Source organism: Elusimicrobiota bacterium (assembly GCA_040757695.1).
Taxonomy (GTDB): Bacteria; Elusimicrobiota; UBA8919; order UBA8919; family UBA8919; genus JBFLWK01.
This window is the reverse complement of the sequence record JBFLWK010000013.1, coordinates 1-24,226: the sequence shown is the minus strand read 5'-3', so window position 1 is coordinate 24,226 and position 24,226 is coordinate 1. Positions and strand designations below refer to the sequence as shown.

The window sequence follows — 24,226 nt, the reverse complement described above, 5'->3', positions numbered from 1 at the left end:
TTAACCTGCCGTTATCAATCGGTTCCTACCTGGGTTGATATAATATTTGTTGGCTTTTTTGTTACAGGGTCTACTTTCAGATATGTTGTGATTGTTCTTGTCACACCGCCAACAGTAACTCGTGATTTTATCATCACACGTGGTGGCGATACAATTTTGCCAGCAAATCTTGTAATATCTACCCAGCCGTAATCGCGGTCGTGTACTCTACCGCATCTACAAACATCGGATGAATCATCAAATGTTTTTTCGTAAGGGTCGGCTATTGAATCACCCCAGATAATTCTATTACGATGCGAGCCAGCATAATTGGTTCCTGTTACCGTTGGGATTGGGTTACAGCCGCCGTGGACTTCATTATAATACGCCTGCGGGTCGTTATCACCATTACACGCCCAGAGACGATAGTACAGGAAGCAAACAGATGAGTACATAATATCGTAATCAGATGGTGCTGGAATATTCGCCATCCAGATACCATTCCCATCGCTATCAACCTGTAGTGGTGACATTGAAACAATTCCTGAAATATATCCCGCGGTTGCCGCACTACTTTCTACACTGGTATAACTGTCGTCTTCAGTCGCCTGCTTATCTACATTACCAATTCTTATCATTTGGTATGTACTATCAGCAAGGTTCGTTCCAGAATAGTCAGCAACTTCTGCGCCATTCACAGTGCCGTCAATATCTATCCAGGACCACTGGTTTGTCGCAACTGATGATGCAGGTCGTCGCCAGACATAATAACACAGGACATCATGTGCATATCTTCTACCAATCGTTGTTCTGCCTTCAAGCCCTTCGTCATATGCGTCCTCGGTTCTACCGCCTTTAATACCTGAGTTCTGGGATGTTGGTAATGTATTGACTGCAGGGACATTGTTCCCATAATAAAGCGAATTATCAGTAATCTGTGGGTCTCTGAATGTATTATGGACATAATTTGGGTTATCAATAAACATTGAAGTCCCGTAAGACATACCGGCATTTGTGAATCTACCATTTGCGGTATCAAACAAGCCGACATAGATTCTAACCTGCTCAATAGTAGAGCCACAGCTTGTTGTTGTAGAGCCGAGCACCTGTGAAGGCCATGAAGGTGCAGAATGTGTTGATGGCAGCACACCACCATTAGTTATACTGCCAACACCTGGGATAGTATAAGGCAGATATGCGACAGGTCGTGTGTAGTCGTCTTGTAGCACTTTATATGTGAATGGACTCGCCTGTGCGGTTGCTGCGTTACTGGTGATACGTTGTGTGCCACCAGCACCTTTGTAAATCCATCTGTAATCAAGTTCAGATGTTGACTGATTATCACGCACTTTGAACACATATTTTACTTCTGCACCTTCCGGTGCGCCTTTTGTGCAGTCAGATGGATTAGCAGGCGAGTAGCCCTCTAACGAACTATTTTCTGCTACCAGCCAGTGATATTTCAGATAATGCGGCTGATGATTGTCGTCACCAAACGAATCATATTTCAGTAGTGCTATGCAATCACCCCAATTAGTTGGTGTAGCAACTGTTGTTGCCTGCCAGACGATATACGCTTGGGTTGGTGTTGAGACGCTAACCTCAGAAATATCGCAAAACGCAGTTCTTAGATAGAACCTTAACTGGTCTGAATAGAATACATCTCTGAAACCATCTGCGATAGCAACAGTCAGGTTTGAGGCGTTGATTTGTAGATTATCGCCATGCGTAGCAGTAGTTCCAGTTGAGAAATAGCATATCTGGTTAGTTGATGAGAGTGGCTCGTTTTGTGAATGTCTCAATGGTGAGTAGTTGTTGAAATCGGTTGTTGGGTATTTGCCGTATCTGCCGTCCAGCTCAGTACCTCTACCTAAAACAATTTTATTATCATTATCGCCTTCTGGTGTGCCGGGTGTCGCGCCAACCGAGTACTTAAAGTATTGAGTATAAGGTCCCCCACCTAAACCATCAGAGCCGACTGCTAAAATCCAGATAGTAGTGCCTGCGGCATTTAAGTCAGCCGGGAAGAAGCCGCGTATATCCGCCATACCGGTAGTTGTATTATCGTATTTATTCCAGTTTGAATTATTTGATTGTGAAGCACCGCCTGAAAACGACCAATCGCTTGTTGTTGGAGTATTACCGTTAGTTGTATAGTAGAATGTGCAGTTTGCTTTTTGCCCGCTGGGTGACAGAGAAACGCTTACCGCAATATCCCAATTATTATATGTAAGATTATTCGGTGCGCCATCATCTACAGCATCCCCAAATCTCCAGCCCGGTATCCATTCTGAATTGAAATCATTCAGGAAACCTTCTGCATCTGATGTAATAGTTGGCTCATCGCGTTTAGCGATTTTAGCTTCATAACTTCCTGGTGATGGTGCGGCTGTGCCAATAAAGAACAGGTGGGCTGAGTTAACAGTATTTTGGTTTGGTGATTCTGCAATTGAAACCCACAAATCAAGATTTTCATCAGCCATATCGTCTGTGAATTTGAATGTTGGTGGCTGTGTATTCTTGTCACCTGCGCGAACATAGAAGTAAAACCATTCACCTGCTCTGTAGTCGGTACCACTGGATAACTCTACCCAGAATACATCGTAGTTATAGGTCTCATTTGTGCCGCTGTAGTTCATCGCTTTTGTTCTGGTTGATATAGAGGTTGAAGTCCAGTAAGTGATACTTGAAACATAGTTAGACCAGCCGTAAGAGCCCGGTGCTAAATATGCATATAATGTTTTGGTTGCGGTGACTGGCACCGGTGCATAATCAGTCGGGTTAGTTGTAAGGTTGCCGTAAGCGGATAATTTTTCTAATTCAGGACCTACTGCGGGTCCGTTAAATTCTCCCTCTTCAGGCGCTCTGCCAGTATTACCGATACCATCATCAAAGTAGAAATGATATGTATGCGTTCCAGTTGAAAGCGTAGTTGAGTACTGATAAAACGCATTGTCATATGGATCAATACCTTGTTTGGTAAGTGAAAATGGTGTGCCATCAATCACAACTTGGCTAATTAGCGGTGCGACATTGCTGGAGACAGCGTTTACATATTTTACTTTATAATCAAATGTTGCGGTAGCGATATCGGTATCTGGCCAGACATCGTAATTAGATAGTGTGATATTTCCAATTACTGGCTCTCTTGTAGAGCCGGAGTTTTGTGGATTAAGGAATCCCAGATGGACCACAAAATCGTTTAAATTATTATCGGTATCGTAACCGTTTCCTTCCAGTTCGTCCACCCCGCCGGTTTTCATAGTTGTTGCGGTTGACGAAGCGTTCGCCTTTCTTTCTATTGAATCACCGGTTCCGAGAGAGGTGCCGATAGCGGTTGTTTCAATAAATTTTGCTGTCGGCGTTGTTCCCCATGCAACGCTGTCTATCCAGACATGGTATTGCGTTGTGATAGAAACACCGCTGTCGGAATCCAGTCCTGCAGCATATGTGGCATCCGCGGCGACACCATTTACTGCCGGGCTTGAAGCGAACAGGAAATAGCCATGCGCCCGTATTATCTGGTTTATCCAAGTTATAGTAGGACCATTAGAAGGCGATGCTTCTGTTTTTAATCGTAATATCCCGCCGCCATTTGGCAGTACTTTCAGGTCAATATCGCTATCAGTTGGATTGTAAAGTTCTACAAATTCTTCCGCAGCGCTCCCTACGCCGACTGCTACCTCGCTGATTACAATATGCCCTGCAGGACCTATATAGCAAGATGCGACTGGTGCTGAAAGCGCCGACTCGTTTGTAGCGTTATCAACGGTTGACACATAATAATAATTGGTTGTGCCATATATAGGTGATGAATCAATATATCCGGCAATTGCGTCGTCGGTAGCGATTAGAACGGGATTTGCACCTAATGTCGGGGATGTTTGGGTTGAACGCCAAATTTTGTAATTTTTTACTCCCGATGTATCCGTCGGCGCCGACCAGTTGAGTTGTATGCTGCCTCCCAAAAGCGATGCGGAAACATCTCCTATTGTGGTCGGTGCGGCGACATCAATTTTTACCGTCCATGAGGCGCTCCACGGACTGGATGAATTGGCTAAATCCCAGCACATTACCTGCCAGGTCCATGTTCCGTCCGCCAAAGCAGAGCCGGGTGTATAAGAAGAAGAAGTTGAGAAAAGTTTGCCGGTATCAGAACTCGCCGGACCTGTTGCGGTCCATGTAAATGCGGACTGACTGTCTCCTGCATCAGGGTCGTTAAAAGTCCAAGTAAATTGTGGTGTAGGGTCATTTATCCAGTTAACAGAGCCATCAGGATTGGTAGCGCCATTTGTCGGTGCGGTTGGCGGATTATTGATAACCGCACCTGCTGCAGTGACGAACTTACCATAGCCATCAGCATCCAGTGTATGCCCTTTGTAAGTTGTCTCATTCGGAGTTGTTGTGGAATCCTTCGCTTTCACCCGCCAGTAGTATGTAGTATCATTAGCCAATACTGGCGAAGTAGATGTTGATGTTTGCCAGCCGGTTTCTTTCAATCCTGTTGTGAATGCAGAATCAAGCGCAATTTGTATCCAGTAATATACAGGTGTAGTAGTATCGGTAGAAGTATTCACAGTAAGTGTAGCAGTAGTTGATACATTTACCGCATTATTTGCAGGTGTTACAAGCCCAACTTTACCCGGTGCAGAAGTATCTGCTGCAGCGCCGAGTATAAATTCAGCATCATCAAGATACGGGTCGTAATCCAGTGCGTTTGATTCATATGCATCTGCGAACAATCGGCCGCCAGTTGCACCTGATGGTGCAGTTACATTAGTATATGTTAATTTTTGCCAGGTATCATATGCAGCAAGAGTAATATCAGCTGTAGAATTTTCAATTAAGAATGAGCCGCTTGCATCGTACCATTTTATTCCTATTTTGAATTTAACATCGGTAATAGCACCTGCAAGTGCGGGTACATATGCCCAGATGCCTACGTTATAACTGTTCCCTGCAGTTACCGTGCAGGTTGCCGATATAATTGTTCTTGCTCCGTACGCTGATGTAAGGTTATCAAACCGGCAGACGCGGCTGCCTTCATGTGGCGATGCGGCTCCGAAATTGTCAACGGATGCCGAGCCCGTTCCGGGTTCCTGCCAGCAGAGTGGAGAATCCAGTGTTGCACCATCTGCTTCAAACCCGAAATGCCACTGCCCTGTTGCGGATGGGAGTAAATTAGCGATTGGTATAGACACTGTTTTGTTGACTGATGGGACGGATTCGTTTCCAGCATAATCCAGTGCTGTTACTGCATAATAATATGTCTGTCCTGCAGAGACGCTTGTATCAGTATAGCCGGGTGTTGCATCGTCATCTGCCAAAAGATAACTGGATTTATTGGTATCATCTATTGCAACAGGTCCTCTGTAAATCCGGTAATTTTTCAAGCCGGAAGTTGCATCTGTTGAAGCAGACCATGTAAGTGTTGAAGAAGTGCCGTTGTAGCCTGCATCAAACGAAGCTGGTTCCGGCGGGTCTGTTACATCAATTTTTACGGTCCAGTTGGAACTTACAGGGCTTACAGCATCCTTATTATCCCAGACCTTAACATTCCAGGTATACTCGCCATCTGAAAGTGGGGACGGAGGTGTATGTGATTTAGTAGATGAGCTAATTTTGCCGGAATCATAGCCACCTGTTGTTATTAACTGAAATGCAGACTGGTCATCACCTGCATCAGGGTCTGAAAAAGTCCATGCGAATTCTGGTTTATTATTGTTTATCCAGCTTGTAGAACCATCAGGTGTGGTTTTGCCACCTGTTGGTGCATTTGGTGGATTATTTGCTGCTACTACCTGAAACTTCTGGGTTGGCTGTGTAGAAAGTGTTCCGCAGCTATCTCTTGCAGAGACCCGCCAGTAGTATGTTGTGCCAACAGTTAATGCCGATGGGATTGTATAAGATGTGCTTGTCATATTCAGCCGATACATTACGGTACCATCAAGACTATCTGAATTATTAAATTCTAACAGATATGAAGTGACAGCATCACCTGTATCAGGGTCGGTTGAAGTGTTCCAGGAGAGTGTAGGTGTTGTAGAGGTTGTTGTTCCGTTATCAAGTGGTTGCAAATTGACAACTGTATTTGGTATCGTGTTTGTGATAGCGCCGTTTGCAGCTATTTTTAACTGGACCCAGAAATCTATATCACCGTCATCAACTTCACTTGCATATGTACCGTAATCATTATTAAGGTCATTCAATCCGTATTTTGGTATACCGACAACATCATTAGCATCAGAGCCGGAATTATCAACGGTGGTGTCGCCATTGTTATTCCAGCCTACAGCCTCATCATTCCGAAACGCAGCAACTGTAAGCCGGATTGTCTTATCACCATCTATACCTAAATCAGTTCGGTCAACACCGAACTCAATATAATTATTTGTTACATTCACATCATTGTAATCGTCACCATTACCATCACCATCTAAGTTTGTTGGTGGCGCATACCAGTTTCCTGATTCTGCATAGAGTTCTATTTTGCCGAGAAAACCGGTTGGTTGATGGATACAAATTTGTCGTTCTGCATAATGGTCTGCTGCGGTTAAATGGTAATCAGCACCTAAAGTTGTAGCTGCCAAATTACCAAGCCAGTCAACACCAGTACCATCAATATCATTATCTAATGCGATATTTATATGTGGCTGAGCGAGTGCTGTGATATCATTCAATCGGACAAGAAAGTATATCTTTTCTGCATCTGCGGTAACACGGAATTCTGTTATATCCCAATTCGGGTCTTCCGCAATAACATATTTACGGTTATCATTTATGCTATCTTTCCAAATCCATTCATTATTAGAGATGGTAGCGGAATTGTACTGTGTTGGTGGTGTACCTAGCCAGTCGGCATCAGTACCATCTTTTGGATTTTTAGCAAAATTTGTAGTGGTGACTGATTTTATATTTGAGAGTAAAGATATGTTTGTAGCGTTATCAACCGCGGTGACACCGTAATAATATGTTTTATTCGTAGAAACAGTTGAATCAGTATAAGTTGAGACAGTTACTAAAGTAGCACCATTCAGGTCTGTTACATTCGGGTCTGTAGTTGCTGAAAACGAATATGTTGCACGATAGATTTTGTAAGTTTTCAAGCCCGACGGTGTTGTATCTGCGGCGGTCCAGGTAAGTGTTGCAGAGGTAAGATTATAGCCGACATCCAGTGCGCTTGGGTTGTCAATACTCGCATCTATTTTAACAGTCCAGTTAACACTTGTTGGGCTGACTGCATCGTTATTATCCCAGACTTTAACATTCCAGGTATACTCACCATCTGGAAGTGCAGACGCAGGTGTATGTGAAGAGGTTGCAGAAGCAGTTTTGAGTGTATCATAACCAACGGAAGTTGTTAATTGGTATGCAGATTGTGTATTACCTGCATCAGGGTCTGAAAAAGTCCATGCGAATTCTGGCTTATTATTGTTTATCCAACTTGTAGAGCCGTCGGGTGTAGTTGTTCCACCTGTTGGTGCATTTGGTGGATTATTAGGTGCAACAGTTGTAAAAGTTCCGTAGCCGGCTGCATCAAGTGTATGCCCCTTAAAAGTCGTCTCATTTGGAGTTGGTGCTGAGTCCTTCGCTTTAACCCGCCAGTAGTAAATTGTATCATATCCAAGTGTCGGATTCCAACTTGTTGAAGTAATCCAGCCGGAGTTTTGTAACCCGGTTGTGAACCCACTATCCAGTGCTAATTCAATATAATAATAGATATCTGGCGTTGCATCAGTTGAAACATTTACAGTGAGTGCAGTTGTGGTTGCAACATTTACCGCATTATTTACAGGTGTTACAAGCCCAACCTTCCCGGGTGCAAATGTATCAGGAACCGGTGAGACACTGTTTGCAAATCCCGGTGTGCAATAAGTTGAAAAATGGACATGTGTTGAATAATCCCAGTTGCCTGAATCAGACCTGTCAATTGCAGTCCCTGTTGAATATATTTTCTCCCAGGATTTACCAGCGGTTGAACTTAACCAAGTGAACGAACTGGTAATGATGGTATTGTTTGACGCATCTTTTGTAGAAATCCAAACAGTATCGCCACCGTTGGCAAGTCCAAAAGAACCAGACATTGTTACCATTATCAGGTTTGATGTATTAGCATGCGCATTTATACAGGTTGTGTAAGAACCATCATAATCACTATCAACAATTAAAGCATACCAGCCAGGTTGAAGAGTAGTTCCTGCCTGTCCTTTATCATGTGCACCGGTGTAATCAGAGATACCATCACCTGCTTCACCGCGTTCTGCAAAAAGCCAGCCGTTTATATTTACTGATGTATTACCTTTATTGTACAATTCAACAAGTTCAGCAGCACCATCCGCACCGGGTGGGTCTGGAAATACCTCGTTTATTACAATGTCATCTGGATTTGGTGCTACTCCACAGATAACCTGTCTATTATTTGAAACAGAACTCTCATTTTCGGCATTATCCAGAGTTGTTACAACATAATAATATGTTTTACCAAGTTGAACCGTTGAGTCAGTGTAGCCCGGTGTTGCATCATCATTTGCTAAAAAATAACCTGCTCTGTTTGCATCTGTTATGGTAACAGTTGCTCTGTAAATTTTGTAATTTTTTATACCAGAAGTTGCATCTGATGCTGCACTCCAGGTAAGTGTGGAAGAAGTGCCATTATATCCGGCATCAAACCCAGCTGGAGTTGTAGGTGATGTGGCATCAATTTTTACGGTCCAAGTTGAACTTACAGGACTTACTGCATCGTTATTATCCCAGACCATTACATTCCAGGTATAATTTCCATCTGCAAGTGCTGAAGCTGGCGTATGTGACGAGCTTGCTGATGCTGTTTTGAGTGTATCGTAGCCAACTGAGGTTGTGAGTTGGTATGCAGACTGTGTATCGCCTGTATCAGGGTCTGAAAAAGTCCATGAAAATTGTGGAGTATTATCATTTATCCAGTTAACAGAGCCATCAGGCGTGGTTGTTCCACCTGTGGGTGCATTTGGTGGATTGTTGGGTCCTGTAACATTCACAGTAAAATCAGTGTTTCCTGCAGTACCGAATTCCAGCCATGAAGAACTTGCAGAACAGGTATCAATAACTACTGCCCGCCAGTGATAATTATCGTTTGGCATAGAAGTGCTTGATAAAGTTACAACAGAGCCACTTGCAACAAAGCCGGAATCTAATAAACCAGTACCATCAAATGCGCTCGCTGTCGGTTTCACTTCTACCTGTAATTTTACATTCCCGGCATCAGGGTCTGAAATAGTTGCTTTGAAATTTACTGTTGATTCATCAGTTGTCCCGCCTTCTGTAATTACTGTTATACCATCTGATTTATACTGTCCCATTGATGCCGGATTGTTTGGCGGCTGATTGCCGCCAAGTTGATAAGGCCCGCCAGTGAGTGCTGATGATTCATTCCCGAATTTATCTACAGAGACAACGCCGATATAATAGTTTTTTCCGGAAACAAGTGTATCGCCTTCATTATAGGTTGTGAGTGTTGCGGAGGTTGTAGTAAGCCCTTTTTTCTGCATTTCAGGTCTTAAAACTGATGCACGGAAGGAACCATCTGCTTCTGTAATTTCATTTTTTGCGGTTGCGATTGTATTTAATGTTGAGATAAAAATATAGTATCTTGAGAAATCGCCGGGATCTGCAGGTGCTGTCCAGGTAACATCAAATGAATTCGCAGTAGGTGTAACAGATAGCCCTGTAGGATCTGCAGGTGCTGTCCAATCGTGTGGCTCGGTGACATCAGAATTGTCAACAGAACCGACTGTATTATCTAATTTATAATGTCTTGAGAACTCTTTCATAAACGCTCTTGCAAGACGGAAATCGTTTATAAAAATGTGGTTCTCATCGTTGCCTGATGCACCGATATATTCGGAAGATGATTTGTTTGCATTCATAGAGCCAACACCGATCCAGTCCATATCAATAACAACATATTTTAAGTGGTGTTTGTCATATGATGTCTCTGCTGACTGACGGATATAACCACCTTTATTATTGTAATTGGTAAGTGCGGTTCCTGAGAAAGTTGGTTGATTGCCACCCATAGAATTAACAACACCTTCACAGAAAAAGTTTGGTTTTTCAGCATCGTCTAAAACAGACCAGATTGCTTCATCAAAATCAAGCGTGCCCGTATCTGTTGGATCATGACTGGTTGTCTCAAAAAATACGCTCTCGGTTGCTGCACGGATTGTGGTGTCAACAATATTGTTAACAAGCCACGGACCGTCTTCAGATGAAAAAAGCGTATGAACCGTAATACCGTTTGCAGTGGTAATCGGATTAGATGTTGCACTCCCACCGTGAAAAGTTCCACCAAATAGTTCGTTATATTCAGCGACATATTTGTTTATTATATTGGTATCTGTGATAGTCAGCCATGCGTTATCCTGTGTTCCCCATCCACCGGAAGTGTAATTTCCGGTTCCAGTTACTAATTTTCTTTTAGTTGATGAGTTCGGGTCAATAATTAAGAATTTGTTATGCATGATAGGACTGCCTGCAGGTTCAAGCACAGCTGGAATACCTGCCTGTAAACCGGTATAATTTCCCTCATCACCATCACCAACATATTTTACATCAAGGTCTGCACTATCACGGTTATTCATAGAGGTTGTAATTTTCGTATCAACCGATGGTATAGAATAGTTTGCCAGATATACCATTGACGATGAGCCCAAGATGTAACTTTCCAGCATGTTTTCAATTGAGGTATCATATGTGCCGTTGTTCCCATCGGTGAAACGCAGGTCCCACCAGGGTGCACTGAAAAGAAAGTGAGAAAGTGAGAAAGTGAGAAAGTGAGAAAGTAAAAGCCCAGTAAACCATTTTTTTATGACTTTGTTTCCCGTTTTGTCTGTTTTGTCCGTTTTGTAAACGGCACTTAAGTGCCGTTTACCTTGTTCGTCAATAAACCTGTAAAATTTAGCCATTTTGCTCCTCCTGGTAGACGGCATTTAAGTGCCGTCTACTTATCTGATTGTTTATCTCTTAAATAGCCAGCACCTGCTACTTCCGATTTTTCTATTGCTTTCGCAAAACTATCAGAAATATGTGCTAAAATTTTTTCAAGTCTTCTGTCACCTTCTTCAAGTCGTTTATTGCCTTCTTCAAGTCGTTTGTTACCTTCATCAATCATCTGTTGTGTGCGTTTGTTTCCTTCGTCAATATGTTTTTCAATTTTTTCTAAAATCTGTTTTGCACGTTCATCTTCACTCTTTATTAACGCTTGTGTGCTTTCCCGAAATTCTTTTATTGTTTTGTTTGTTCTGCGGTTAGAATCAACCGCATAATAGACACCAAGTATCGCTAAAACTATACTCCATAAACCATAATCAATCCCCATATCAATTTCTCCTTTTCGTAAAAATAAAAATGCAGGTATAGCCCCGCACCAAATTTAATAAGCGATCTAGTCGCAAAATTTTTTAAGATGCGGGGCAAAACCTGCACTGATACAAAAAATTATAGTCGCAACTCTAATATATAATGATGACACGGGCAGAAGACAATTAGGTCATCCGTTGCCCTCAGGCATCGCACTGTTAGTGCATAGTTTAGCGGTTCCCTTTGCCATCTACCCAGAAATGTATTTTTCAGATTTAATGTTTTTTGTGTTGAAATGTTTTCAATTTTTAGCGGTTGCGAGGAAATCGTGGTTTTATCCGCAGTTGCTTTTTTTAAGATATCTGAAACAGTAAGTTGGTTTTGTTCTGTGAGTTGTGCTATCTGTAAAAGTTCATCAGGCGAAACAAAAGCCGCACAGTTGTCGTTTAAGACAAAAAACAAAACACCAAAAACAGCAATAATAATCAGTATTTTTTTTCCCGATATGTATCGGGATTTCGCTATGCTCAACATTTTGTTTATTTGTGTTGCCGATGAATCTCTTGCCAATGCAATCCAAATCTTACATTATGGTCTCTTAACCATTTTTCATGTTCTTTCATATTTTTTTCATGCTCTTCCCACAATTTCTTATGTTCTTTCAAATTCTTTTCATGCTCTTTCAACAATAGTAATGCCATCCGCTTCAGTATATCTTCGCGTTTAAAAAGATTATCATATTGCTCAAATTTCTTATCTAATTCTGCAAATTTTTTCTCAAAACCATTGTTTTTCATCTTCTCTACACTTTTAGTATAACACAAAATCTACAATTTGTCAAGTACTTTTTTTATATCGCGAATTATTTACGAATAAAGGTACACATCACGAATTGACCCGAATAACTGCATAAAATATATTATTTACTTTTTATATTTTGGTGGGCAGAAGATACCTTCTTTTTGCATAATTAAAGCAGGTTCTGAATTACCCGGTCCACCACCTTCATTTATATGTAGAACCTTAACAACAAAGCGGTCTAATCCTGAATCAGCGCCTTCTCTGTATTCTGCTACAAACGATGCATCTATTGTTTTTGTCTCGCCTTTGTTTACTGCTACATCAATACTTTTCGGGTCAGTCAATGCAACACCTGAAGAACCGTTTGTTAATAGAGCATACGATTCTGACTTGACTCTTATTTTAGATTTTGCACGAGGACCTTTATTGGTGACTTTTACTGTTACTCCAACCTGTGTGCCAAAAAAATAGAGCGGGAAACTACCCCAGTACTGAGACGGGTAGACCTTATTCTCATAGAATGTATAGCCGAAGAAATTGTAATAAGTTCCCGCAGCGTTTGTGATTGTAGTGCCGTAAGAATTAGAAAAAATGATTTGGACATCCAGCATATTCTGCTCGCCGAGATGCTGCCCTGCTGATTGCAAACTGGCTGATAAAACCATTATCAATCCCAACCCACACAAGCCTGAAATCAATTTTTTAACCATAATTCCCCCCTGATATAACGGCAAATTTCAAATTCCAAGCACCAAATTCCAAATTTCTGATACAACCAGCCTCTAATATAGAATTATATCAGAAGCGATATAATTAAGCGCATCGCCAATTACATCGACTTGGCACTATAATTATAAAGAATTTTTATGAATTTGTCAAGTATTTTTTTTAAAAAGTTTGCGTTTTGCTTCAAACCGATATTTTGCATTTGGGAAATTATCTAAATAAAATTTGAACTCCTGTTTCGCTCTTTCGCTATTACCAAGCCGTTCATCAAAAATTGTTGCAACTATAAACTGTGCATCCTCAGCAAACGGCGAGTCCTTGTAGTCGTTTACTACCTTTTTATATTCTGTGATTGCAGATGAATACTGCGCTAATGCCAAACAAGAGGTTGCAAGTTGGTAGTGCGCTTCTGCGGCTATTTTTTTAGATGTTGTAGTACCCCCCAATCCGCCTCCTCCTCCCCCTTTTTCTAGTACTTTCTGATACGATAAAATCGCTTCTATATATTTACCTTGTTTGAATAATTTGTTGCCTTTGTTCAAGAATCGTTGTGATTTTTGTTCTGCTGTATTCTGATATAAAAAAAAACTGCCAATCAACCCTACCAAAATTATTAGAAAAATATATCTTTTCACTTTTCACTTTTTACTTTTTTATTTGTGCCGCTTTTTTTCTGTATTCCTGTGCTCTTTCAGGAAAGCCGAGTTTTTGATACGCAGTTGCGAGTCCTGAATAGTTTTCACGGCTTGGCTCGTATTTAACCAGAAGTTGCCAGTAGATTGTATGTTCCTGAATTTGACTGGTTTTTTTAGGAATTTTTTTGGCTATATTGTATGCTTCGTCATGTTTGCCTTCTCGCCAGTATGCTTCCATTTGTGAGATATTGAAAGGAATATTATCAGTATCTTTTTCCGGATATTCCTGTGCCAGTTTTATGATTTCATCATTTTTTCCTTTTGCCTTGTAAATCTCTGTTATCAGTTGTTTTGATTTTTTTGTCCACTCGCTATCCGGATATTCTTTAACTACCCGTATTAAAACAACCCGTGCTGGCTTTTCTTTTGATAAAAATTTGTAAAGTATATAGCCAGTTTTATACGAGAATTCTGCAGTATATGGTGTATTCCTGAATTTTTTTAAATATCTTTCGTATTCAGCCACCAGACCAGTAATATCCTGTTTCTTTTCATAGATATAAATTACAAACCGTTGAGATTCTTCCGCATATTTTGATTTCGGATATTTTTTGAGCAGCAATCTGAATTGTTCTAATGCGCCACCAAGATTATCGCGACTATAATTTGCTCTCGCAGATTCTAAAATCCTGAATGCATCAGTTTCATCAAGTTTAGGTCTTGAAAGAATAAGAAATCCAACCACAACGATAATAACCGCAGCAACTGCAATTAAGATTTTTTTCATCCCTGCTCTATTTTTTAACCTTTAACCTTTAACCTTTAATCTGCCTCTTTTATTATTCTTCACCTACATTTGTAACTGTAACAGTTACGCTTTCGCCGTTGATTATATAAGTTTGTTGTGTTGAAGTTCCTTTTTGCCAGGTATATCCTGTATTTTTTACATCAAGCAGTGCTTTTTCTGTGCCTGCTTCTGCAATATAATAATCTTTTGTTACCGCCTGTCGTTTACCGGTTTGCCGTGATTCTGACGAAAGCCAGAAAATAAATGTTAAGCCAACACCTGCTAAAAACAGAATCGCTACCATTGCGAATACAAGTGCAGAACCGTTAGAGGCAGTGAATAGTGAATAGTGAATAGTGAATAGTTTTTTGAGGTTTTTCATATTTAATTGCCTCCCTGTTAACGGCAAGTAAAAAGTAAGAGATTAAGAAAAAACTAATCCTAAAGAATCACTTTTCAGAACAGGTTTAGGACATTTGTCCTAATTGAAAAACCAAAATTTACCGACGAGCAAAATTCAAATGTAAGCATTTGCTTACATTTTGACATGATTAACAGAATTTTATTTTTAGCCTGAATTTCACAGAAAATCACAGAATATTCTGTTAGGTTTTCCATGCCTGACGGCAGACAGGTGCTTTCAGTGTTATTCTGTGTATTTCTATGGCTGTCTTTTAATCCTGTAAATCCTGTCAGGTCCTTTTTTGTTTTTAATTTTAACCTTTAACCTTTAACCTGTCGTTTACCTGCCTTTAACCTGCCTTTTTTCTACCAGTTTGTATAGTGCTCGCCTTTCAAATCTGTATTGGGTGTATTTACAAGAATCTCACCATCCGCATTTCCATAAAACCAGCCACCTTGACCAAAATTAACATTCGTTGTTATATCACTTGTTGAAACATATATATTAGAATTGTAGCAGCATCTGCGAGTTCTCGGCGCAATTGGTGTGCCAACCTGATTTTCAGGTAGTTGTGTATCATCGCCTTTCCAGAAGTTTCTGAAATCAGGGTGCATCGTATTATCCCAGTTATTTACTGCAGGTGCATTTGTAATAAGAACCGGTGCTGTATTCATATTTTCACCACGATAGACAGCGATATTAGCGCGGATTGTACCGAGTGCGCCTTTTGTTGCGCCTTCGGTTGCTTTTTGTTTTATACCTGCGAATTTAGGCACAACTATCGCAATCAAAAGTCCTACAATTGCAACCACAATCATCAGTTCAATCAGTGTGAAACCTGAACTGTAGCGACTTAGCGACTTAGCGACTTGGCGACTTGGTAAAAGTTTTTTAATTTTTAATTTTAGCGAAGCGTCATTTTTCATTTTTAATTGCCTCTCATGGGCTCTGTGGATATATAAAAGTTTTCATACTGTATGGCTGTAGTTTTGAGCCACCTGCAGAACGTTTGAATTCAAGATGTATACTGATACCATTATCAGCGCCATTTTCTTTGAGTAAATCATCAGACACCTCATACCCGATTTCAAGTTTGGTGCAGTACTCCGCAATATGATTGTAGTCAATAGATTCCCAGCCTGTTGATGGGTTCAACTCGTTACCCTGTTGTCGCCAGATTCTTTTTCGCTCTTTACCTGAGCTATCGGTTGTGTACTGGATTCTAAAGCGTGCCAAACTTGGTGCGCTACCACCTGTTTCCTGTTGTGTTAAAAATGTATAACCTGTTCCAGTTGTCATCTCGCCTGTATATGGGATTTTCCACGCCCATGTTTCAGCAGGTTTATCAGGGTCTTCAACCAGCACTGCTTTTTTAGGAGCGACTGAAATATCTTCAAAGTATGCTACACTGCCCACAGCACCAGTATTAGACAATCGGATAATGCAATCAGTATCTGTTGTAGCCATTAGGAATGTGCCATCACTACTTCCATCGGCTGTGACTATTTCCCACCAGGATGTATGGTCTGTTTCTGTTGAAGCATATACTGGTATCCCGCTTATATTTATAACCTCAATTCTTCCCTTTCCAAGTGGCGCGTCAGTATTTCTTATCTTACCTGATAGGAGATATCTAACCCCGTTTACAAGTTGGAATGTATATGTTGAAGAATATGTAACTCCTTGGGAAACACCAATACAGACACCTCGGGTTGATGTTGAATTTTCTACTACCACACCGGCTGCTAAGGTATCCCAATTATCCGGGTTTGTAGTTAAACTACCCGGTGAATCAAGCCTGCCGTTTGAGACCAGATTCCCAACAGAATGTCTGTATGCGGATTTTAAATCTTTTACAAACCAGTACATTGCATCCCGTGCATCTGATTGGACTGACATTCGTGCCTTACCAGCCCACCATGCGTTTGAAAATGACTTAAAAACCTGTACCAGTGGGAAGAAAATTATTGCAAGTAATGCAACAACAACCATCAGTTCTACAAGGGTCACGCCGTTAGAAAAAGTGAATAAGTGGTTAAGTGGATAAGTGGTTAAGTTTTTGTATTTCATTTATTTTTCAAACTTTTAATTAAATTTTGCAACATCCTGACTATAAAAAACAAGTGATTAGTGAATAAGTGATTAAGTTGTTCATCACTTACAAACTTTAATTCTTTAGCAATGAGAAATTGGGTATGCAATTCACCGCAAGAACTAAGTGAAATATATAGAAATTGAATTATTTCTGGTTTGTGTTGGCGTAGAAAACCTTCTGCTATGTTTGATGGTATTGATACTGCCGCTCTTCGCATTTGACTTGTTAATCCGTAAATTTCTTCTTTTGGAAAACTTTTGGTAATAATATACACTTCCTTTACTAATTCAATACTTTTCTGCCACACCAATAAATCAGTATAGTTTTTCACTTTACCCATAACTAATCACTTAACCACTAATAACATAACCACTTTTTAGTACTTGCTTATCTTCTGGCAATGTTCGCCATTATTGTTTGGTGTACTACTTCTCGTGTTTTTCCACCGCCGGAGGTCCAACTGACCCGTACTTCAATCTGTTTGTAATTGGTAGTGCCACCTGCTGGATCAAATCTACCAGTTCCTCCACCCAAATCTGTATATGTCATATATCTTACCGTGACACTTCTTGTAAATTTGCTGTACTGCGAGAGAGTGTTGTTTGAAGCATCTCTTGGCGGGTGTTCAGCATTTGCGTCTTGCAAAACATTGTAGTCATCAATATCATCAAAAGTTGTTTTGTTGGTAGCAGTTTCACCCTGCGCTGCTTCAGCTGCTGTAATTCCGATTTCTGAAGGTGTTGTTGTAGAACTAGTAAGCACAGATGTTTCATCCCATTTCCGCTGCTTTATCTCTTCCATCAAATCCTGTGCAAGTTCGTTCGCAACACTCCTTGAACCCAAATCGCTTGTAGAAACCAATGCATCGCCAATCAGTTTCACCAGTGGAATCAAACCAAGCACTAAAACCACCACCGCTATCATTATCTCAACAAGCGTGTAAGCACGGATGCGATTAAGCGATTGAGCAATTAAGCGAGTAAGTTTTTCATCTGCGTAATCTGCGTTTTTCATCTGCGTAATCTGCGTTTTATATCTTAAAACTTACCGGTGAAACTGTGGATGCATTTGAGATTGCTTCTATTTTTGAGAGAATCAGGTTTCTGTTGTCTGATGTGATCGTCTCGTTTTCTTTCAATATTTTTTGTATCTCATCTATCTGCGCTCTTGTTTCTTCACGAAACTGCTCATCTGCCAACAGTTTTGTTCTTAAATTTGCAGTCATTGTATTTAATGCATCTGCCAGTTCTTTCAGTTCGTCTTTTTCTCTGAGTCGAAACTGTCTTGTTAAATCACTTTCTTCAATCATTCTGAAAAGGTCTTTTTCAAGTCGGTAAATGGGTCCTGCAATCCGATGCGAAAAATATACTGAGATAAATGCAACCAGCACCATAAAGACAAGCGATTTTACAGCAAGTAATAAATGAAATGCAGTGAGGTCCTGCCTGATTTCTTCCATAAAAAAAACCTTTGGCAGAATCGTTTTCATTGTATAAAAAATATCCCATTCTACCAAACCAAGCATAACAAATAATGTTACCAAAATTACTGCCGCAAATTTGAACTGAAATTTTTTGTTAATCAGAATCTGTTTTCGCTGAAACTTCCCCCCCTTTTTTTCTTCCATTTTAGTCGTCCTCCATTACAAGTAATGTCATTCCCGAATGTCTGTATCGGGAATCTATTCCGTGACTCCGTGTTTTCGTGGTCATTGATTGTCATGCCGAAAGCAGATCAGCCTCTTGCTGAAAAGAACGATTACAGCGATTACCGAAGAATCACTTATCTCCGTAATCTGTGTTTTTATCGTTGGAGTCAAAGATTGTTGGGATTTTTCAACACTATTAGTATAACACTTTTTTTTGATTTTGTCAAGTGTTTTATTTTAACGCTCGTTTGATTTGTCTTAACAGAAAAAATAATCTAACAAATAATGAGTATCTTATTTTTATTGCATTTTCCGGACAGAGTTCACTGCAACAGAGGCAGAGTATACATTTTGATTTGTCAACATTGGGTATCTCGTTAAGTGCTATAGCGTTCACAGGACACGACTTTATACAAGTCATACATTTTGTACATTTTTTTTTATCCATAACAGGTAACGCTGATACAAATTTGCCGAAAAATTTTGCAACCCGTTTAGGTATAAAATACAGATAAAAATTAGTTGGCACTTTGAATTTTGCTAATGCAACCTTTTCAATAGGCGCTCCAACAATTTTTATTTCTTCAATTTTGTTTGTTCCAAGTTTTAAAGCAGCCGCAGAATTTAAATAATAAACTTTCGTTATATCAAAATCAGCAATTTGGCACATCACTGTATCAATTGCAACGGCATCATCAGACGCCATAATCAAGCCGATATTTCGTGGACTGCCTGCTGCGGGACCTTCGCCTTCCATCCCGACCACAGCATCCATAATAGAAAGTTTAGGTTTTACAATTGCGAGTATATCTACAAGTATTTCGGAGAACTCGTCAGGATGTGGTGCAAATTTATGATACATTGATTTTCGTAATCCTGGGATACAGCCGTAAAGATTTTTTATCGCACCTGTTAAAAAAACAAGATTGTGAGTTTTGAATTTCGGGACGGAGATGATGCAATCGTATTCAAAACAAGGTTTAGCGATTTCTAAATATTTTAATATTTTGTTTTTTGGGTTTTTGGATTGCACGCGAACGGTTCCTGTTCTTTCAAAATACAGCATCTCGCAATTTTCTTCAATACAGATTTTTTTGATACCGCTTTTTTCCCAGAATCTTTCAGCACCGCCAATAACCCCGCCAGGACTTTCACCAACTGATGGTATCGCGCCAACTCGTCTGACAATTCTGATAATTGCTCTTACGATTTCGGGATGTGTCGTTACCGACTTTTCAGGCGCTTTTGCAGAAAGTATATTCGGCTTGATTAAAACCTTCTGCCCTTTGGTAAAAAATTTTTCCGTTCCGCCAAGAAGTTTTAGCGATTCTATTATTGCAGGTCCAACATCATTGTATGAATCACATTTTACAATTGATACGATTGACATTATATGTTCTCACGTTCTCGCTAACTAGGGAACGATTAAACCTCAAAAATCTAAAATTTCTATATCTATCAACGAACCCTTTTTTATAAAAGCAGTTTTTTCGTCTAATACGATAAAGCAGTTTGCGTTTGACATTGATTTCAATATTCCAGAGCCCTGTGCATCAACGGGCTTTACAAAATAATTCCCGTTTTTTTGTATGAAAAATCCACGCAGGAATTCTTTTCTTCCCGGTTCTTTTCGGATACCGAACAACAAAGTTGCTTTTAAAACCGGTAGTGATGCCGGCTGTTTACCAGCCATTTTTAATACAGCAGGTCTTACCAATTCTAAATATGTAACCATTGTTGATACCGGATTACCAGGAAGCGAAAATACAGGAATGCTTTTTATTTTACTGAACGCGAATGGTTTGCCGGGTTTCATTGCAACCTGCCAGAATAAAAGTTTTGCACCAAGTTGGTTCAATGCGGTTTTTACATAATCGTATTTACCAACAGAAATCCCAGCAGAAACTATTACTACATCAGATACAGAGATTGCTTTTCTAATTACCGATTTTATTTTGGATATATTATCAGGCACTGTTTCAAACTGAACAGGAATAGCGCTGTCTCTTTTTAATAGAGTTGTAAGTGTCCAGAGATTTGAGTTTCTGACTTTGCCTGTTGGAAGTTTTTTTACCGACGCTGAAACAATTTCATCACCAGTCGTAATGATTACTACTTTTGGTCTTTTGAATGTTTTGAATTTTGTTTTTCCAATAGAAGCAATAAGACCAACATGCGCAGGTGTCAAAATTGTGCCCGTTGTTAAAATCAATTCCCCTTTTTTTATATTCTCGCCTGCTTTCCTTACATTTTCTCCCCGTTCTACTGATTTTAATATTTTTATTAACTTCGGACTTCGGACTTCGGACTTCGGACTTTCAGTATTTTCCACCATCACAACTGCATCAGCACCTTGAGGTATTGGCGCACCTGTCATAATTTTTATCGCTTCACCGTTTCCCAATTTTTTAGGAAAGATATTGCCTGCCTTTAACTCACCAATAATTTTCAGGTTGATGGGTACTTTTTTTGTATCAGCAGATTTGACCGCATAACCATCCATCGCAGAATTGTCGCAATTAGGTATATTTTCTTGTGAAATTATGTTCTCGGCAAGAACGGCATTGAGACAGTTCTCATTAAGCGGCACGATTTCAGCAGATAGTTGTTTTACATTCTCAATAATTATTTTTTTTGCCTTATTAAATTTTATCATGTTTTCTGAGTAAAGTATACCCATCAATTCCAGGTAACATTATATCAAGAATAATTAAATTTTACAAAACTTACAGTAAAAAGTCAATTGATTTAATAACAATAATTTTGTATAATAAAACTGATATTTTATGGATTACGAAACTGTTATTGGATTAGAAGTGCATGTTCATTTAAAAACAAACTCAAAACTGTTCTGTGGGTGTTCAACTGAATTTGGTGCCGAACCGAATTCAAACATCTGCCCGGTCTGCACAGGACAGCCGGGTGTGCTGCCTGTGTTAAACAAAAAAGCAGTTGAGTTTGCGGTTCTTACAGGGTTCGCACTTAACTGTGAAATCGCAAAATATTCTGTTTTTGCACGGAAAAATTATTTCTATCCAGATTTACCGAAAAATTATCAAATCTCGCAATACGAACTGCCACTTTGTAAAAATGGTTTTTTAACAATAGATGTTGGCAGTAAAACAAAAAAAATAGGTATCACAAGAATACATCTTGAAGAAGATGCTGGAAAACTTTTACACGCAATTGGTTCTACAGAACTGGGCTATTCGCTTGTTGATTATAACAGAACTGGAATCCCACTTCTGGAAATCGTATCCGAGCCGGATATTTCATCACCTGAAGAAGCATATCAATATCTCACCAATTTGAAAGCCATCTTAAGATATATCGGTGTTTCTGATTGTGATATGGAAAAAGGGTCGCTGCGGTGCGATGCTAATATCTCGTTGAGGCATGTCAGCGAAAAAAAACTCGGCGTAAAAGTAGAACTAAAAAATATGAACTCGTTTAAGGCAGTTCGTGATGCGTTAAATTATGAAGTAGAAAGACAAAAGAAAGTATTAAATAACGGCGAAAAAATTGTCCAAGAGACACGGCTTTGGAATGAAGAAACAGGCACAACAATTTCTATGCGTTCAAAAGAACAGGCACACGATTACAGATATTTTCCAGAGCCTGATTTAGCACCTGTTGAAATTGACGACAAATTTTTAAATGAGGTCAAAAAAAATCTTGTTGAACTACCAAATACGCGTAAAAAGAGATTTGTAGAATCGTTTGGACTTTCAGAGTATGATGCAAGTGTTTTAATCTCTGAAAAGGCGCTTGCTGACTATTTTGAGGATTGCCTTTCCAATCTCCAATCTCCAATCTCCAATCTCCAATCCATTGCAAAGCAATTATCCAACTGGATAACAACAGAACTGCTGGGCAAACTCAATGCTGAAAATAAGGATATTTCTGCCTCACCCGTTTCTGCCGAAAACCTCGCAGAACTTGTTAAACTTATTGCGAACGGTACTATATCAGGTAAAATCGCAAAAACCGTTTTTGAACAAATGTTCAAAAATAAAAAAACTGCCTCCGAAATAGTTAAAGAACAAGCACTTGTTCAAATATCAGACGAAAAAGAAATAGAAAAAATGGTTGACGAAGCGATTTCAGAAAACCAGAAAGCAGTCGCTGAATTTAAGTTAGGCAAACAGCAGGCAATAGGCGCACTTGTTGGCGCGGTTATGAAAAAATCCAAAGGCAAAGCCAACCCGAAACTGGTCAACGAGATATTGAAGAAGAAACTGGTATAAAACTTTGAGAATAATATCATTCCAAAATTTTTAGTAAAGAGAAAGATTCAAAACAGTATGGGAATTTACAATAAGAAATTCAGAATAGTTTGGGAAAAACTTGAGCAATGTTATTCTAAAGGCAAAATAAAACCTCAACAGGAAAATGATATAACCTGCTATTTATATCATGTTTTGCTTAATGATGGAATACAACCCATTAAAATATGGACTGAAGATACAATAAACGTAGGGAAGAAAAAATGTTATATAGATATGAATATTAATGATCGTTTATTGGTTGAAATAAGATTAATGAAACCAAAATATCATACAGGTTTTAGTACTTTTGCAAAAAAAATAGAAAAGTTATCTTCTAAACTTAAAAAAAGTTCACGTAGAGTTAAGCGTTGTCATAAAAGACAACCAATTGTGGCGTTATGGAATTGGAAGGAAGAACCAATTGACAAAACATTAACGGCTAATTTGAAAAAGTTAAAAAAAGATTTAAAGAGAAAGTATGAAGTTTATTTGATTTGGGGTCCTAAATGCCAGTGTAATTGAAATTTAAGTAAAATAATTATGAAGACAACAGAAACTAAAATCGGCGAAAATAAATCCGGTAAGGGCAACATCGTTATTTATAAAACAAAAAGTAACCAGATTCAACTTGAAGTGAAATTGGAGAAAGATACTGTTTGGCTTACACAGAAACAGATGTCGGTATTATTCCAGAAAGGTATTCCTACAATCAACGAACATATAAAAAATATATTCAAGGAGAGAGAACTGGTTGAGGATTCAGTTATTCGGAAATTCCGAATAACTGCCAGCGACGGTAAAACTTACGAGACAAATTTCTATAATTTGGATGTAATTATTTCTGTGGGATATAGAGTTAAATCTCAACAGGGAACCCGATTTCGTATATGGGCAACCAAAGTTTTAAAAGAGCATATTGTAAAAGGATATACCATTAATCAAAAAAGGTTATTTTTACAATCTGAAAAACTTAAAGAATTGCAAAATACTATTAAATTTCTTCAGGAAAAATCAGGACATCAACTTTTACAAAGCAAGGCACAAGAGATTTTGAATTTATTATCGGAATATGCAAAATCAATTTCTATTTTAGAACAATACGATACTAATAAATTAACTCTTATCAAAGGGAAAAAACCATCATTTGTTTTAAGATATGAAAACTGCGTTGAAATTATTTCCAGTATTAAGGCAGAGCTTATATCCAAAAAACAGGCAAGCGAACTTTTCGGACAAGAGGTTGGGAAAAAATTAGAGAGTATTACAAAAAACTTATATCAAACATTTGACGGTAAGGAATTATACAAAAGTGTTGAAGAAAAAGCTGCGCATCTGCTATATTTAACGATTAAAGACCATCCGTTTACAGACGGAAATAAGCGTATCGCTTCATTTCTTTTCATTTATTTTCTTGATAAAAATAATTACTGTAGTTTGGCAAATTTCCCATTTCTCTAATGAGAAATAGGGTGGTCTGATTCATCAGACACGCTTGCTAATAAATGCTGAGACATATTATAAAGGAACCTATAAAAAATTGACGTGAAAGC

At 39.2% G+C, this 24,226-nt stretch carries 18 protein-coding genes; 3 read left to right on the top strand and 15 right to left on the bottom strand.

Annotated features, from left to right (window positions below; all coding sequences use genetic code 11):
* Positions 1-14: 14 nt before the first annotated feature.
* From AB1349_04050 to glp, 15 genes are all read right to left on the bottom strand, one after another.
* Positions 15-10,919 (bottom strand): lamin tail domain-containing protein, encoded by a 10,905-nt coding sequence (locus tag AB1349_04050; GenBank protein ID MEW6556511.1) that lies wholly within the window; start codon positions 10,917-10,919, stop codon positions 15-17.
* Positions 10,920-10,954: 35 nt separating this feature from the next.
* Positions 10,955-11,332, bottom strand: a complete 378-nt coding sequence (locus tag AB1349_04045; protein MEW6556510.1) for a hypothetical protein — start codon at positions 11,330-11,332, stop codon at positions 10,955-10,957.
* Positions 11,333-11,451: 119 nt separating this feature from the next.
* On the bottom strand, positions 11,452-11,847 hold the full coding sequence (locus AB1349_04040; GenBank protein ID MEW6556509.1) for a hypothetical protein: 396 nt from the start codon (positions 11,845-11,847) through the stop codon (positions 11,452-11,454).
* Between the two features lie 5 nt (positions 11,848-11,852).
* The gene (locus tag AB1349_04035) at positions 11,853-12,110 is read right to left on the bottom strand and encodes a hypothetical protein (GenBank protein MEW6556508.1); all 258 of its coding nucleotides are present in this window, start codon (positions 12,108-12,110) and stop codon (positions 11,853-11,855) included.
* A gap of 126 nt (positions 12,111-12,236) precedes the next feature.
* On the bottom strand, positions 12,237-12,824 hold the full coding sequence (locus AB1349_04030; GenBank protein ID MEW6556507.1) for a hypothetical protein: 588 nt from the start codon (positions 12,822-12,824) through the stop codon (positions 12,237-12,239).
* Between the two features lie 165 nt (positions 12,825-12,989).
* Positions 12,990-13,475, bottom strand: coding sequence for a tetratricopeptide repeat protein (locus tag AB1349_04025; GenBank protein MEW6556506.1), 486 nt, complete (start codon positions 13,473-13,475; stop codon positions 12,990-12,992).
* A 10-nt stretch (positions 13,476-13,485) separates the two neighbouring features.
* Positions 13,486-14,262 carry an outer membrane protein assembly factor BamD gene (gene bamD, locus AB1349_04020; GenBank protein ID MEW6556505.1) on the bottom strand — a complete coding sequence of 259 codons (777 nt, stop codon included), beginning with the start codon at positions 14,260-14,262 and terminating at the stop codon, positions 13,486-13,488.
* Between the two features lie 52 nt (positions 14,263-14,314).
* Positions 14,315-14,644, bottom strand: a complete 330-nt coding sequence (locus AB1349_04015) for a hypothetical protein (protein ID MEW6556504.1) — start codon at positions 14,642-14,644, stop codon at positions 14,315-14,317.
* Between the two features lie 386 nt (positions 14,645-15,030).
* Complete coding sequence (locus tag AB1349_04010; GenBank protein ID MEW6556503.1) at positions 15,031-15,591, bottom strand: type II secretion system protein; 561 nt, start codon at positions 15,589-15,591, stop codon at positions 15,031-15,033.
* A 13-nt stretch (positions 15,592-15,604) separates the two neighbouring features.
* Complete coding sequence (locus tag AB1349_04005) at positions 15,605-16,735, bottom strand: prepilin-type N-terminal cleavage/methylation domain-containing protein (protein MEW6556502.1); 1,131 nt, start codon at positions 16,733-16,735, stop codon at positions 15,605-15,607.
* Positions 16,732-17,100 (bottom strand): four helix bundle protein, encoded by a 369-nt coding sequence (locus AB1349_04000; protein ID MEW6556501.1) that lies wholly within the window; start codon positions 17,098-17,100, stop codon positions 16,732-16,734. The genes AB1349_04005 and AB1349_04000 overlap by 4 nt, the downstream gene beginning before the upstream one ends.
* A 47-nt stretch (positions 17,101-17,147) precedes the next feature.
* Complete coding sequence (locus AB1349_03995; GenBank protein MEW6556500.1) at positions 17,148-17,774, bottom strand: hypothetical protein; 627 nt, start codon at positions 17,772-17,774, stop codon at positions 17,148-17,150.
* A 16-nt stretch (positions 17,775-17,790) separates the two neighbouring features.
* On the bottom strand, positions 17,791-18,387 hold the full coding sequence (locus AB1349_03990; GenBank protein MEW6556499.1) for a methyl-accepting chemotaxis protein: 597 nt from the start codon (positions 18,385-18,387) through the stop codon (positions 17,791-17,793).
* A 253-nt stretch (positions 18,388-18,640) separates the two neighbouring features.
* Positions 18,641-19,798 (bottom strand): DUF362 domain-containing protein, encoded by a 1,158-nt coding sequence (locus tag AB1349_03985; GenBank protein MEW6556498.1) that lies wholly within the window; start codon positions 19,796-19,798, stop codon positions 18,641-18,643.
* A gap of 42 nt (positions 19,799-19,840) precedes the next feature.
* Positions 19,841-21,088, bottom strand: coding sequence for a gephyrin-like molybdotransferase Glp (gene glp / locus AB1349_03980; protein ID MEW6556497.1), 1,248 nt, complete (start codon positions 21,086-21,088; stop codon positions 19,841-19,843).
* A 106-nt stretch (positions 21,089-21,194) separates the two neighbouring features.
* Here glp and gatB point away from each other — a divergent pair, with 106 nt between their 5' ends.
* Genes gatB through AB1349_03965 form a run of 3 tightly spaced genes read left to right on the top strand, consistent with a single transcriptional unit; the run spans position 21,195 to position 24,134 of the window.
* Positions 21,195-22,655, top strand: coding sequence for an Asp-tRNA(Asn)/Glu-tRNA(Gln) amidotransferase subunit GatB (gene gatB, locus AB1349_03975; protein MEW6556496.1), 1,461 nt, complete (start codon positions 21,195-21,197; stop codon positions 22,653-22,655).
* Between the two features lie 57 nt (positions 22,656-22,712).
* Positions 22,713-23,198, top strand: coding sequence for a hypothetical protein (locus AB1349_03970; protein MEW6556495.1), 486 nt, complete (start codon positions 22,713-22,715; stop codon positions 23,196-23,198).
* 18 nt (positions 23,199-23,216) lie between these two features.
* Positions 23,217-24,134, top strand: coding sequence for a virulence protein RhuM/Fic/DOC family protein (locus AB1349_03965; protein ID MEW6556494.1), 918 nt, complete (start codon positions 23,217-23,219; stop codon positions 24,132-24,134).
* Positions 24,135-24,226: the final 92 nt, after the last annotated feature.

What these genes read in the sequence shown, in the direction of transcription:
- AB1349_04050 (MEW6556511.1), bottom strand. Translation starts at nt 10,919, where the DNA reads ATGGCTAAATTTTACAGGTTTATTGACGAACAAGGTAAACGGCACTTA.
- AB1349_04045 (MEW6556510.1), bottom strand. Translation starts at nt 11,332, where the DNA reads ATGGGGATTGATTATGGTTTATGGAGTATAGTTTTAGCGATACTTGGT.
- AB1349_04040 (MEW6556509.1), bottom strand. Translation starts at nt 11,847, where the DNA reads ATGTTGAGCATAGCGAAATCCCGATACATATCGGGAAAAAAAATACTG.
- AB1349_04035 (MEW6556508.1), bottom strand. Translation starts at nt 12,110, where the DNA reads ATGAAAAACAATGGTTTTGAGAAAAAATTTGCAGAATTAGATAAGAAA.
- AB1349_04030 (MEW6556507.1), bottom strand. Translation starts at nt 12,824, where the DNA reads ATGGTTAAAAAATTGATTTCAGGCTTGTGTGGGTTGGGATTGATAATG.
- bamD (MEW6556505.1), bottom strand. Translation starts at nt 14,262, where the DNA reads ATGAAAAAAATCTTAATTGCAGTTGCTGCGGTTATTATCGTTGTGGTT.
- AB1349_04015 (MEW6556504.1), bottom strand. Translation starts at nt 14,644, where the DNA reads ATGAAAAACCTCAAAAAACTATTCACTATTCACTATTCACTATTCACT.
- AB1349_04010 (MEW6556503.1), bottom strand. Translation starts at nt 15,591, where the DNA reads ATGAAAAATGACGCTTCGCTAAAATTAAAAATTAAAAAACTTTTACCA.
- AB1349_04005 (MEW6556502.1), bottom strand. Translation starts at nt 16,735, where the DNA reads ATGAAATACAAAAACTTAACCACTTATCCACTTAACCACTTATTCACT.
- AB1349_04000 (MEW6556501.1), bottom strand. Translation starts at nt 17,100, where the DNA reads ATGGGTAAAGTGAAAAACTATACTGATTTATTGGTGTGGCAGAAAAGT.
- AB1349_03995 (MEW6556500.1), bottom strand. Translation starts at nt 17,774, where the DNA reads ATGAAAAACGCAGATTACGCAGATGAAAAACTTACTCGCTTAATTGCT.
- AB1349_03990 (MEW6556499.1), bottom strand. Translation starts at nt 18,387, where the DNA reads ATGGAAGAAAAAAAGGGGGGGAAGTTTCAGCGAAAACAGATTCTGATT.
- AB1349_03985 (MEW6556498.1), bottom strand. Translation starts at nt 19,798, where the DNA reads ATGTCAATCGTATCAATTGTAAAATGTGATTCATACAATGATGTTGGA.
- glp (MEW6556497.1), bottom strand. Translation starts at nt 21,088, where the DNA reads ATGGGTATACTTTACTCAGAAAACATGATAAAATTTAATAAGGCAAAA.
- gatB (MEW6556496.1), top strand. Translation starts at nt 21,195, where the DNA reads ATGGATTACGAAACTGTTATTGGATTAGAAGTGCATGTTCATTTAAAA.
- AB1349_03970 (MEW6556495.1), top strand. Translation starts at nt 22,713, where the DNA reads ATGGGAATTTACAATAAGAAATTCAGAATAGTTTGGGAAAAACTTGAG.
- AB1349_03965 (MEW6556494.1), top strand. Translation starts at nt 23,217, where the DNA reads ATGAAGACAACAGAAACTAAAATCGGCGAAAATAAATCCGGTAAGGGC.